Genomic DNA, 12,400 nt, shown 5'->3' with positions numbered 1-12,400 from the left:
CGTCGCGCCGGCATCAAATGGTCGGCAAGGCGGCGGCTGCCGCCCTGCACTGGTCTCCAGCCGCGCTCCGCGGTGCGGCCGGCGCCGGCGCATCGGCGCCCGCCCCGGCTCGGCCCCGCGTGGTGCGTGGTCAGCCCTTCATCCGGAACTCGGCGCTCTTCGCGTGCGCCTGCAGCCCTTCGCCGTACGCGAGCTCGGAGGCGATCTCGCCGAGGGTCTGCGCGCCTTCCGCGCTGACCTCGATCAGGCTCGAACGCTTGATGAAGTCGTACACGCCGAGCGGCGACGAGAAACGCGCGGTGCGCGACGTCGGCAGCACGTGGTTCGGCCCCGCGCAGTAGTCGCCGAGGCTTTCGCTCGTGTAGCGGCCGAGGAAGATCGCGCCTGCGTGGCGGATCTGCTGGCCCCATTGTTGCGGTTCCAGTGCCGAGATTTCGAGGTGCTCGGGCGCGATGTCGTTCGCGATCCGGCACGCTTCGGCCATGTCGCGCACCTTGATCAGCGCGCCGCGCCCTTCGAGCGATGCGCGGATCACGTCCCGGCGCGGCATCGACGGCAGCAGCTCGTCGATCGCCTTCTCGACACGGTCGAGGAACGCGCCGTCCGGGCACAGCAGGATCGACTGCGCGAGCTCGTCGTGCTCGGCCTGCGAGAACAGGTCCATCGCGACCCAGTTCGGATCGGTCGTGCCGTCGCACAGCACGAGGATTTCCGACGGCCCGGCGATCATGTCGATACCGACCGTGCCGAACACGCGGCGCTTCGCCGACGCGACGTACGCATTGCCGGGGCCGCAGATCTTGTCGACGGCCGGCACCGTCGCCGTGCCGTACGCGAGCGCGCCGACCGCCTGCGCGCCGCCGATCGTGAACACGCGGTCGACGCCGCCGAGCAGCGCCGCGGCGAGCACGAGGTCGTTCTTCACGCCGTCCGGCGTCGGCACGACCATCACGATCTCGCCGACGCCCGCGACGCGCGCGGGAATCGCGTTCATCAGCACCGACGACGGATACGCGGCCTTGCCGCCCGGCACGTACAGGCCGACGCGGTCGAGCGGCGTGACCTTCTGGCCGAGCACCGTGCCGTCGCTTTCCGTGTACTGCCAGCTATGCGTGCCGCACTCGATCTTCTGCTTCTCGTGGTACGCGCGCACACGCGCCGCGGCCGCTTCCAGCGCCGCGCGCGCCTTCGGCGCGAGACCGTCGAGCGCCGTCTGCAGCGCGTCCTGCGGCAGTTCGAGCGCGGCGACGCTGTTCGCGCTCAGCCGGTCGAAGCGGTTCGTGTACTCGAGCACCGCGGCGTCGCCGCGCGACTTCACGTCGGCGAGGATCTTCGCGACCGATTGCTCGATCGCTTCGTCTTCGCTTGCCTCGAACGCGAGCAACGCGCGCAGCGCGGCGCCGAAGCCTTCGTTCGTCGAATCGAGCTTGCGGATGGTGATGGACATGGGAGTTCCGTTACGGTGATGCGCTCAACCGCCATTCTGCGACGCGCGTTCGAACGCGTCGAGGATCGGCTTGAGCGCCGCGCGCTTCAACTTCAGCGCGGCCTGGTTCACGACGAGGCGCGACGAGATCGCCATGATCTCCTCGACCTCGACCAGATTGTTCGCCTTCAGCGTGCCGCCCGAGCTGACGAGGTCGACGATCGCGTCGGCCAGCCCGACCAGCGGCGCGAGCTCCATCGAGCCGTACAGCTTGATCAGGTCGACGTGCACGCCCTTCGCGGCGAAGTGTTCGCGCGCCGTTTCGACGTACTTCGTCGCGACGCGCAGGCGTGCGCCCTGGCGCACGGCGCTCGCGTAATCGAAGCCGGCCGACACCGCCACCGACATCCGGCAGCGCGCGATGTTCAGATCGATCGGCTGGTACAGGCCCGAGCCGCCGTGCTCGACCAGCACGTCCTTGCCGGCCACGCCGAAATCGGCCGCGCCGTATTCGACGTAGGTCGGCACGTCGCTCGCGCGCACGATGATCACGCGCAGGTCCGGGTTCGTCGTCGGCAGGATCAGCTTGCGCGACGTTTCCGGATCCTCGGTCACCTGCACGCCGGCCGCGGCGAGCAACGGCAGGGTTTCCTCGAAAATCCGGCCCTTCGACAGGGCGAGGGTCAGCGGCGCGGTCATGCTTGGCTCCCGGAAAGGCGGCGCACGTTCGCGCCGACGGCGGTCAGTTTGGCTTCCATGCGGTCGTAGCCGCGGTCCAGGTGATAGATCCGGTCGACGAGCGTTTCCCCGTCGGCGCGCAGCCCGGCGATCACGAGGCTCGCCGACGCACGCAGGTCGGTCGCCATCACGTTCGCGCCGGACAGCTTCTCGACGCCCGTCACGAGCGCGGTATTGCCGTCGATCGTGATGTTCGCGCCGAGCCGGTTCAGCTCCTGCACGTGCATGAAGCGGTTCTCGAAAATGGTTTCGACGACCTGCGCGGTGCCCGTCGCGACCGTATTGAGGGCCATGAACTGCGCCTGCATGTCGGTCGGGAACGCCGGGTATTCCGACGTGCGGATCGTCACGGCCGACGGGCGGCGGTCCATCTTCACGCGCAGCCAGCTGTCGCCTTCCTCGATCGACACGCCGGCTTCGCGCAGCTTGTCGATCACCGCGTCGAGAATGTGCGGGCGCACGCCCGTCAGCATCACGTCGCCGCCGGCCGCCGCGACCGCGCACAGGAACGTGCCGGCCTCGATGCGGTCGGGGATCACCGAATGGCGCGCGCCGTGCAGCCGCTCGACGCCCTGGATCACGAGGCGATCGGTGCCGATACCGTCGATCTTCGCGCCCATCGCGACCAGCAGGTGGGCGAGATCGCTCACTTCCGGCTCGCGCGCGGCGTTTTCGATCACCGTCTCGCCGTCTGCCAGCGTCGCGGCCATCAGCAGGTTTTCCGTGCCCGTCACCGTGATCATGTCGGTCACGATGCGCGCGCCCTTCAGGCGCTTCGCGCGCGCTTCGATGAAGCCGTGCTCGATGCTGATCTCGGCGCCCATCGCCTGCAGCCCCTTGATGTGCTGGTCGACCGGACGCGCGCCGATCGCGCAGCCCCCCGGCAGCGACACCTTCGCCTCGCCGAAGCGCGCGAGCAGCGGGCCGAGCACGAGGATCGACGCGCGCATCGTCTTCACGAGCTCGTACGGCGCGACGAGGTTGTCGACGCGCGACGCGTCGAGCTGCACGCGGCAGCCGTCGGTCTCGCTCTTCACGCCCATCTGGTTCAGCACCTTCAGCGTGGTGCGCACGTCCTTCAGGTTCGGCACGTTGTCGAGATCGACCGGATCGGCGGTGAGCAGCCCCGCGCACAGGATCGGCAGTGCGGCGTTCTTCGCGCCCGACACGACGATCTCGCCGGACAGACGGTTACCGCCTTCGATCACGAGCTTGTCCATCCCCTGTCCCTGCGATTCCCCGTTGGCGGCCGGGTGTGCCGTGGCGACGCTCTTGACGGCGTCGCGCTCGTTGACGGTGACTTGCACTCAGTGATTTCCGGTTATGCGTTCTGCCATTCGGCGGGCGTCAGCGTCTTCATGCTGAGCGCGTGGATTTCCTGCTTCATGCGATCGCCGAGCGCCGCATAGACGAGCTGGTGCCGCTGGATCGGCCGCTTGCCCTCGAAGGCCGCCGACACGATCGTCGCGAAGAAATGCTGGCCGTCGCCTTCGACTTCCAGATGCGTGCAGGCGAGACCGCCGGCGATGTATTGCTTGACCTGTTCGGGAGTCGGCAACATGGTGTAAGGCTCCTGTCGGCGGCGGCGCCCCGGGAGGCGGCCGCAGCCTGTCGATATCAATGACGCAGTTTGTAGCCGGTCGCGAGCAGCCGCATCGCGATCAGCGCGAGCAGCACGAAGAAACCGGTAACGATCGCGAGGCTCGCGAACGGGTTGATGTCGGACGCGCCGAAGAACCCGAAACGAAAGCCGTCGATCATGTAGAAAAACGGATTGAGACGCGAGATCTCGCGCCACACGGGCGGCAGCGAGTGCGTCGAATAGAACACGCCCGACAGGAACGTCAGCGGCATGATCAGGAAGTTCTGGAACGCGGCGAGCTGGTCGAACTTCTCGGCCCAGATCCCGGCGATCAGGCCGAGCGTGCCGAGGATCGCCGAGCCGAGCAGCGCGAACGCAATGATGAACAGCGGCGCCGCGAAATGCATCGGGATAAACCAGATCGTCACGACGAACACGCCGGTGCCGACCGCGAGCCCGCGCACGACCGACGCGAGCACGTACGCGCCGAAGATGTCGCCGTACGACAGCGGCGGCAGCAGCATGAACACGAGGTTGCCGGTGATCTTCGACTGGATCAGCGACGACGAGCTGTTCGCGAACGCGTTCTGCAACACGCTCATCATCACGAGGCCCGGCACGAGAAAGCTCACGTACTCGACGCCCGGATAGACCTCGACGCGGCCCGACAGCGCATGACCGAAGATCGTCAGGTACAGCAGCGCCGTGACGATCGGCGCGAGCACCGTCTGGAACGACACTTTCCAGAAACGCAGCAGTTCCTTGTAGAACAGCGTCCGGAAGCCGCTGCCCGGCACGCGCCGGGCCGTGCCCAGCGTCCCTTCGGCCGGCAGGGAACGCAGTTCGCGCGGGGATTGTTGATTCATGCCAGACCCTCGATCACCTCGGCCCCGTTCATCACCTGGACGAACACATCCTCGAGGTCGGCCTTGCGGACCTCGATCTCGTCGAACGTGCAGCCTGCCGCGCGGCATTGCGCGAGAATGCGTTCGACATCGTCGTAGCTCGTGAGACGCAGCAGGTGCTCGCCCGGCGCGCGCGCGGCGGGGTCGGTCTCCAGCCCGCGCAGCTCGGCCGGCAGCGCGCCCGTCGCGAGCCGCAGATAGAGCTGCAGCCCCGCGAAGCGGCGCAGCAGCGCGTCGGTGCGGTCGAGCGCGACCACCTCGCCACGGCGCAGCATCGCGATGCGGTCGCACAGCGACTCGGCTTCCTCGAGGTAATGGGTGGTCAGCACGATCGTGTGACCCTCGCGGTTCAGGCGCGAGATGAATTTCCACAGCGTCTGGCGCAATTCGACGTCGACGCCGGCGGTCGGCTCGTCGAGCACGATCACGGGCGGCCGGTGCACGAGCGCCTGCGCGACGAGCACGCGGCGCTTCATCCCGCCCGACAGCGCGCGCATGTTCGCGTCGGCCTTCTCGGTGAGGTCGAGATTGGCCATCACTTCGTCGATCCAGTCGTCGTTGCGGCGCAGCCCGAAATAGCCGGACTGGATCCGCAGCGTCTCGCGGACGGTGAAGAACGGGTCGAAGACGAGTTCCTGCGGGACGACACCCAGCGCGCGGCGCGCACCGCGGAAGTCCTTGACGACGTCGTGGCCGCGCACCGAGATACTGCCTTCGTCGGCCCGGGCGAGCCCGGCGAGGATACTGATGAGCGTGGTCTTGCCTGCGCCGTTGGGGCCGAGCAGACCGAAAAACTCGCCTTCCTCGACCGACAGGCTGACGCCCTTGAGCGCCTGAAGCGACTTGTAGCGCTTCTTGACGTGACGGATTTCTATGGCTGACATGACTGTGCGCGACGCCAGGGCCGCGACGCCTATTCTGTGCTTGCTGCGAAAGAAAATGGGGGCCGGACGCCGATTGGCTGCCCCGCAAAACGCTTGATTATAGGGCAAACCGGCTGGGGGAGCCGGCGCCGGAGGCGCGCGGCCTGACGCGTGCGCGCGCCGGCTGGCGCGGCAGGCTCCGGTCGGACAGGGTCAATGTCGCCCGGTGCCGTCGATGAGCGCGTCGACGCCGTAGGCGCGCGCGAGGCTGGCGAGCTTCGGCGGGAGATTGAGGATGTCGAGGGTCGCGCCGCGCGACATGGCGGCACGTTGCCATGCGAGCAGCACGGCGAGCGCGGACGAGTCGAACTGCGTCAGCGCCGCGCAATCGACGGCGGTGGCGCCCGCGCCGATGCGCGCAAGACCGTCCGCGAGCGCGGACTTCGCGCTCGCGACGGTCAGTGAGGAGCCGGCTTCGAAGCCGCTCACGACGCTTGCTTGCCGGCGGCAAGTTGCTGGTTGCGCTGCGTCAGGAACTGGATCAGGCCGTCCACGCCGCTTTGCTGGATCTTTTCGTTGAACTGCTGCTGGTACGTCTGGATCAGCCACGCGCCGAGCACGTTCAGGTCATACACCTTCCAGCCGTTCGCCGACTTGTACAGGCGGTAATCGATCTGGACCGGCTGGCCGTTGTTCATCGCGACCGTCTTGACCACGACATCGGTATCGGCCGGATCGGCGCGGAACGGCGGGTACTGGATCTGCTGGTCCGGCTTCAGCTGCGCCAGCGCGCCCGAGTACGTGCGGATCAGCAGCAGCTTGAACTGCTCCTGAACCTGCTGCTGCTGCTCGGCCGTTGCCGTGCGCCAGTTGCGGCCCATCGCGAGCTGCGTGGTGCGGCGGAAATCGGTGTACGGCAGGATGTCCTTGTTGACGATCGAGATGATGCGGTTGGTATCGCCCTGCTTGATCGTCTGCTGCTTGACTTCGTCGAGCACCTGCTGCGTCGCCGTCTTGATCAGCGACTGCGGGTTCGACTGGTCGACTTGCGCGTGAGCCGCGCTGCCGAACGAGAACAGCGCCGCGAATACGGGGATCAGGAACAGTTTTTTCATCATAGTGACCTGCATGAATGAGTCGATGCGAAGGTTGGAGCAGGTAGCTTACGCGCAAGTTCGCGCACGCTACCGACTGAATCGTTTCCGGCTGTAACGAATGTAAATCCGTCAGTGCAGCCGGATGCTCGGGAAACGGAACCCGCCCGGCGACGGCGGCGCCACCTGCATCGCCGGCACGTTCGTTTCGCTGGCCGGATTCGGTCCTTCGGCCGTGCCCGAGGCCGGCGTGGCAACCGCCGCGCCCGATGCCCCCGCCGGCGCGGTCGCGCCGCTCACCGCTGCCGCGCCCGCCGTACCGGCCGCCGCCGGTGCCGCGCCGTCGTCCGGCCGATCGTACTTCGGCAGCGCGTCGTTTCTCGACGGCGCGGCGGCCCCGCCGCGCGCGTTGCTTCTCAGAATCTGGCGGCGCTGCAGGTACGCGTTTCTTCCGACCGAAGCCTTGTCGGTCGCGCCGCTCACCGCTGCCGCGCCCGCCGTACCGGCCGCCGCCGGTGCCGCGCCGTCGTCCGGCAGATCGTACTTCGGCAGCGCGTCGTTGCTCGACGTCGCGGCGGCCTCGCCGCGCGCGTTGCTGATCAGCATCTGGCGGCGCTGCAGGTACGCGTTGCGCACGAACGAATACTTGTCGAGCGCCGCGGCATCCAGCACGTCGCCCGCGCCGAGCAGGTTCGCACGCGTGTTGACGAGGTTAACGCCGAACAGGCCCCAGCTCAGGCCGTCCGGCTTCACGTAGGTAAGCGGATTGCCGACGTAGTCGACGCCGAGGCCGGCCGTGTCGCGCAGCGTGCTCGGGCCGAGCAGCGGCAGCACGAGGTACGGGCCCGACGGCATGCCGTAGCGGCCCATCGTGATCCCGAAATCGGCCGTGTGCTTCGGCAGCTTCGCGATCGTCGCGACGTCGAACAGGCCGCCGACGCCGAACACCGTGTTGATCACGACGCGCATGATGTCGCCGACGCCGTCCGCGATCCGCAGCTGCACGATGTTGTTCGCCGCGATGTAGACGTCGCCGATGTTCGAGAAGAAGTTCGTCACGCTGTCGCGCACCGGCTGCGGCACCACGTACTGGTAGCCCTTCGCGACCGGTTTCAGCGCGTAGGTGTCGACCGTGTCGTTGAACTTGTACATCGTCCGGTTGAAGCCTTCGAGCGGATCGCCCTTGGTCGGCGTCTGCACGGTCGCGCAGCCGCTCAACGCGGCGGCTGCCGCTATCGCCAGCGCGGCGTGCCTGATGCGGATCGTCTGCATGGTCATTACCCTCTTCTATTCTCTCGTGTGGTTATTGGGCCGCCGAACCGGACGCGGCGGACACCGCCGACGCCGGCACCGCCACCGGAGCCGGCGCAGCCGGCGCGCCGGCTGCCGGCTTCGCACCGCCCGCATCGGCGGCCTTGCTGTACAGGAACTGGCCGATCAGGTTCTCGAGCACGATCGCCGACTGCGTCATCGAGATCGTATCGCCCGACTTCAGCATTTCCGTGTCGCCGCCCGGATCGAGGCCGATGTATTGCTCGCCGAGCAGGCCCGACGTCAGGATCTTCGCCGACGAATCCTTCGGGAACGGGTACTGGCCGTCGATGTCGATCGTCACCAGCGCCTGGTACGTGTTCGTGTCGAAGCCGATCGACTTCACGCGGCCGACCACGACGCCGGCACTCTTCACGGCCGCGCGCGGCTTCAGCCCGCCGATATTGTCGAATTTCATCCGGACCGAGTAGGTCGGCTGAAACGACAGCGAGCTCATGTTGCCGACCTTCAGCGCCAGGAACAGCACCGCAAGGAAGCCCACCACCACGAACAGGCCGACCCAGAAGTCGAGAGCAGTCTTTTTCATCGTCATCCCAAAATTTGGCTTGGCTGAGGCTTAGCTGAACATCAGCGCGGTCAGCAGGAAATCGAGGCCGAGTACGGCGAGCGACGCGAACACGACCGTCTTGGTGGTCGCGCGCGACACGCCTTCGGGCGTGGGCTTCGCTTCATACCCCTGATACAGCGCAATGAAGGTCACGGCGAACCCGAACACGATGCTCTTCAGCACGCCGTTGCCGACGTCGGCCCAGACTTGGACCCCGCCCTGCATCTGCGACCAGAACGCGCCCGGATCGACGCCGATCAGCACGACGCCGACGAAGTAGCCGCCAAGCACGCCGACCGCGTTGAAGATCGCCGCGAGCAGCGGCATCGCGATGATGCCCGCCCACATGCGCGGCGCGATCACCGTCTTGATCGGGTCCACCGCCATCATTTCGAGCGCGGTGAGCTGCTCGCCGGCCTTCATCAGGCCGATCTCGGCCGTGAGCGACGTGCCCGCGCGGCCCGCGAACAGCAGCGCGGTGACAACCGGGCCGAGCTCGCGCACGAGCGACAGCGCGACCAGCAGGCCGAGCGCCTGCTCGGACCCGTAGCGGTTCAGCGTGTAATAGCCCTGCAGGCCGAGCACGAAGCCGACGAACAGCCCCGACACGGCAATGATCACGAACGAATAGTTGCCGAGGAAGTGGATCTGCTTCGTGACCAGCCGCGGCCGGCGCAGCAGCGGGAAGAATTGCAGCACGAGGCGTACGAACAGCCGCGTGCCGTAGCCCGCGCGCTCGAGGCCGCCGATGACGTAACGTCCGATCGCGCTGATCATGCGCGCCCTCCGCCGAGCCCGAAATCCGCTGCAAGCGGCGGGCTCGTGTAATGAAATTTGAACGGGCCGTCCGGCGCGCCGTCGATGAACTGCCGCACGCTCGGATCGGTCGACGCGCGCAGCTCGTCGGGCGTGCCCTGCGCGAGCACGCCGCCGTTGGCCAGAAAGTACACGTAGTCGGCGATCGCGAACGATTCCGGCACGTCGTGCGTGACGAGGATCGAGGTCGCGCCGAGCGCCTGGTTCAGCGTGCGGATCAGGTTCGCGGTGATGCCGAGCGAGATCGGGTCGAGGCCGGCGAACGGCTCGTCGTACATGATGAGCTGCGGATCGAGCGCGATCGCACGGGCGAGCGCGATCCGGCGCGCCATCCCGCCCGACACCTCGGACGGCATCAGGTCGCGCGCGCCGCGCAGGCCGACCGCGTTGAGCTTCATCAGCACGAGGTCGCGGATCAGGTCTTCGGGCAGGTCGGTATGCTCGCGCAGCGCGAACGCGACGTTCTCGAACACCGACATGTCGGTAAACAACGCGCCGAACTGGAACAGCATGCCCATCTTGCGGCGCAGCGCGTACAGGCCGTCGCGCGTTTGCGCGCCGACGTCGGCGCCGTCGAACAGCACCTGGCCGCGGCGCGCGCGCACGAGGCCGCCGATCAGGCGCAGCACGGTGGTCTTGCCGCAACCCGAGCCGCCCATGACCGCGACGACCTGCCCACGCCCGAAGCGCAGGTTCAGGTTGGACAGGACGAGGCGGTCGCCGTAGCCAAAGTCGACGTCGCGAAGTTCCAGCAGGGTCTCGGTAGGAGTGGGGCTCACGGAGCTGACAGTCCTTTTACGCAGAACGCCGAATTATAGGGCCTGCATTGGAATGATGTCGTGACGCCGTTCCGGGCCCGGCGGTCAATGATTGTCAAATTGTCCGGGAAAACATTGCTGCAGCGCAATAAGCGCCGTCCGATAATCGGCGGCGCCCGTGACCGCGCTGACCACCGCGACGCTGCCGACGCCCGTCGCCAGCACGGCCGGCAGCGTGTCGAGCCCCACCCCGCCGATCGCGACGAGCGGCGCCCGCGCGCTGGCGAAGCGCGCGTAGCGGGCAATCCGCGCGAGGCCCTGGGGCGGCGCGGCGACGGCCTTCGTGGCGGTCGCGTAGACGGGGCCGAGCGCGAGGTAGCTCGGGCGCGCGTGCAACGCCCGCAACATCTCGTAATAACCGTGGCTCGAAAGTCCGAGCCGCAGGCCCGCGCGCGCGATCGCGGCCAGATCGGCCGTTTCGAGGTCCTCCTGACCCAGATGAACGCCGTACGCGCCTTCATCTACCGCGATCTGCCAGTGATCGTTGATGAACACGCGCGCATCGGGATAACGACGCCCCGCCGCGACCGCACGCGCGATTTCCCGGCGCAGCGCGTCCGGCGTCGCGCCTTTCACGCGCAGTTGCACGGTCCGCGCACCGCCCTCGAGCACGCGCTCGACCCACGCCGCGTCCGGCACGACCGGATAGAGGCCGAGTTGCGCGGGACACGGCGCGAATGCCGGCTCCGGCGCGGGCGGCAGCCCGGCGACACGCGGAAACCGCGCGGCATCGACCGGCCACGCGTCGGCGGCGCGCGTCTCGTCGCCGTCTTGCCACGCCAGCGCGAGCACCAGCGCGTCGACCGGCGCGAAACCGCAATCGAGGAAGGCGGCGAGCGCCGCGATCCAGTCGTCCGCGAGCGGATGCGCGGCTTCGAGCGCGTAACGCGCGCCCGCCGCATGCAGCACCGCGCCCTGCTCGTCGAATTCGATCGCGACCGCCTCCGGCGAGGCCGGCCGCGACGCGGCCGACGCGCGCGCCTGCGCGATGCGGTCGCCGGCGGACACGATCAGCACGTCGCCGTCGGACGGCACGTCGGGCGCCGCCACGCAGAGCCGCCACGGCGCCGCGCCGTCCGGCCAGTCGCCGAGGCGGGCGCGAATCCGTTCGGCCGCTTCGGCCAGCTCGTCGGCCGGCGGCCAGAATGCGTCGGCGAAGCGCGCGCTCATGCGCCGCCCCCGTCCTGGTGCCAGAACGGCATCCCGACGACCGGCGTGCTCGCGTGCGCGGTCTCGCGTGCGTCCATCGGCCCGGCCAGGTACGCGGCGCGCCCCGCCTCGACGCCCTGCGCGAACGCGCGCGCCATGATCTCCGGGTGCGTGGCCTGCGACACGGCCGTGTTCAGCAGCACGCCGTCGAAGCCCCACTCCATCACCTGGCACGCGTGCGACGGCACGCCGAGCCCCGCATCGACGATCAGCGGCACGTCCGGCAGCCGCTCGCGCAGCACGCGCAGGCCGTACGGGTTCACGATGCCCTTGCCCGTGCCGATCGGCGCGCCCCACGGCATCAGCGCCTCGCAGCCGACGTCGAGCAGGCGCCGGCCGATCACGAGATCCTCGGTGCAGTACGGCAGCACCTTGAAGCCGTCCTTGACCAGTTGCGCGGCGGCCTCGATCAACCCGACCGGATCGGGCTGCAGCGTGTAGTCGTCGCCGATCAGCTCGAGCTTGATCCAGTCGGTGCCGAACACCTCGCGCGCCATGTGCGCGGTCGTCACGGCCTCGGCGACGGTCTGGCAGCCGGCCGTGTTCGGCAGCAGCGGCACCGCGTGGCGCTTGAGCAGGTCGAAGAAGCCGGCTTCTGCGGTGCCGCCCGTCATCTGGCGGCGCAGCGCGACCGTCACCATCCCGGGACGCGACGCGTCGATCGAATCGGACAGCGACTGCAGCGACGGATAACGCGACGTGCCGAGCAGCACGCGGCTTGCGAAGGTTTCGCCGTACAGCGTCAGCGCGTCGGCGGAGGTGAGGGACGTCATGTCGTTTTCCTGGAAGAGCGGGGACGAACCGGCGGCGCTCAGCCGCCCGCGACGGGGTGCACGACGTCGAGCTTGTCGCCCGCCGCGAGCGCGCGCGCCGCATGCTGCGTGCGCGCGACGAAATTGCCGTTCAGCGCGACCGCGTACGGCGGCCGCGCGCCGTACGCGGCGAGCGCGTCGGCCACCGTCGCGCCGTCGGGCAGCGTCAGGGTCTGTTGGTTGATCTGGATATCCATGAGGCTCGGTCGGATTCGGTCGGCGGCGCGCGTCAGGCCGGCTGGCGCGCGTCGCTGCGGA

General features: G+C 68.5%; 14 protein-coding genes and 1 pseudogene. All 15 read right to left on the bottom strand.

Going from position 1 to position 12,400, the window contains the following annotated elements:
* Positions 1-130 precede the first annotated feature (130 nt).
* The 15 genes and pseudogenes from hisD to thiS all read right to left on the bottom strand — a co-directional run bounded on the left by hisD (position 131) and on the right by thiS (position 12,339).
* Positions 131-1,447 (bottom strand): histidinol dehydrogenase, encoded by a 1,317-nt coding sequence (gene hisD, locus G3N62_RS03015; protein ID WP_034189818.1) that lies wholly within the window; start codon positions 1,445-1,447, stop codon positions 131-133.
* A gap of 24 nt (positions 1,448-1,471) precedes the next feature.
* Complete coding sequence (gene hisG, locus G3N62_RS03010) at positions 1,472-2,125, bottom strand: ATP phosphoribosyltransferase (protein WP_012327780.1); 654 nt, start codon at positions 2,123-2,125, stop codon at positions 1,472-1,474.
* Complete coding sequence (gene murA, locus G3N62_RS03005; protein ID WP_034189819.1) at positions 2,122-3,471, bottom strand: UDP-N-acetylglucosamine 1-carboxyvinyltransferase; 1,350 nt, start codon at positions 3,469-3,471, stop codon at positions 2,122-2,124. The genes hisG and murA overlap by 4 nt, the downstream gene beginning before the upstream one ends.
* 14 nt (positions 3,472-3,485) lie before the next feature.
* The gene (locus G3N62_RS03000; protein ID WP_006477131.1) at positions 3,486-3,725 is read right to left on the bottom strand and encodes a BolA family protein; all 240 of its coding nucleotides are present in this window, start codon (positions 3,723-3,725) and stop codon (positions 3,486-3,488) included.
* Positions 3,726-3,781: 56 nt separating this feature from the next.
* Complete coding sequence (locus G3N62_RS02995) at positions 3,782-4,612, bottom strand: ABC transporter permease (RefSeq protein ID WP_241012828.1); 831 nt, start codon at positions 4,610-4,612, stop codon at positions 3,782-3,784.
* Positions 4,609-5,535 (bottom strand): ABC transporter ATP-binding protein, encoded by a 927-nt coding sequence (locus tag G3N62_RS02990; protein WP_034189820.1) that lies wholly within the window; start codon positions 5,533-5,535, stop codon positions 4,609-4,611. The genes G3N62_RS02995 and G3N62_RS02990 overlap by 4 nt, the downstream gene beginning before the upstream one ends.
* A gap of 192 nt (positions 5,536-5,727) precedes the next feature.
* Positions 5,728-6,003: an STAS domain-containing protein gene (locus G3N62_RS02985; RefSeq protein WP_034189821.1), complete on the bottom strand. Its 276-nt coding sequence runs from the start codon at positions 6,001-6,003 to the stop codon at positions 5,728-5,730.
* Positions 6,000-6,629: an ABC transporter substrate-binding protein gene (locus G3N62_RS02980; protein ID WP_034189861.1), complete on the bottom strand. Its 630-nt coding sequence runs from the start codon at positions 6,627-6,629 to the stop codon at positions 6,000-6,002. Before G3N62_RS02980 ends, G3N62_RS02985 begins: the two co-directional genes overlap by 4 nt.
* A gap of 450 nt (positions 6,630-7,079) precedes the next feature.
* Positions 7,080-7,880, bottom strand: a pseudogene (locus G3N62_RS02975) (VacJ family lipoprotein); the annotation flags it as partial.
* 31 nt (positions 7,881-7,911) lie between these two features.
* On the bottom strand, positions 7,912-8,472 hold the full coding sequence (gene mlaD / locus G3N62_RS02970) for an outer membrane lipid asymmetry maintenance protein MlaD (protein ID WP_034189822.1): 561 nt from the start codon (positions 8,470-8,472) through the stop codon (positions 7,912-7,914).
* A gap of 24 nt (positions 8,473-8,496) precedes the next feature.
* Positions 8,497-9,264, bottom strand: a complete 768-nt coding sequence (gene mlaE / locus G3N62_RS02965) for a lipid asymmetry maintenance ABC transporter permease subunit MlaE (RefSeq protein WP_034189823.1) — start codon at positions 9,262-9,264, stop codon at positions 8,497-8,499.
* Entirely contained in the window at positions 9,261-10,082 is an 822-nt protein-coding gene (locus G3N62_RS02960) for an ABC transporter ATP-binding protein (RefSeq protein ID WP_006477138.1), read from the bottom strand. The genes mlaE and G3N62_RS02960 overlap by 4 nt, the downstream gene beginning before the upstream one ends.
* An 84-nt stretch (positions 10,083-10,166) precedes the next feature.
* Positions 10,167-11,291 (bottom strand): thiamine phosphate synthase, encoded by a 1,125-nt coding sequence (thiE, locus tag G3N62_RS02955; protein ID WP_124670920.1) that lies wholly within the window; start codon positions 11,289-11,291, stop codon positions 10,167-10,169.
* Entirely contained in the window at positions 11,288-12,103 is an 816-nt protein-coding gene (locus G3N62_RS02950) for a thiazole synthase (protein ID WP_034189825.1), read from the bottom strand. Before G3N62_RS02950 ends, thiE begins: the two co-directional genes overlap by 4 nt.
* Before the next feature lie 38 nt (positions 12,104-12,141).
* Positions 12,142-12,339 (bottom strand): sulfur carrier protein ThiS, encoded by a 198-nt coding sequence (gene thiS / locus G3N62_RS02945; protein WP_027783340.1) that lies wholly within the window; start codon positions 12,337-12,339, stop codon positions 12,142-12,144.
* Between the last annotated feature and the right edge of the window lie 61 nt (positions 12,340-12,400).

The sequence above is a fragment of the Burkholderia sp. Tr-20355 genome (genome assembly GCF_017104685.1).
GTDB classification, from domain to species: domain Bacteria; phylum Pseudomonadota; class Gammaproteobacteria; order Burkholderiales; family Burkholderiaceae; genus Burkholderia; species Burkholderia seminalis.
The sequence above is the reverse complement of the archived record's forward strand: the minus strand, read 5'-3'. Positions and strand labels throughout refer to the sequence as shown.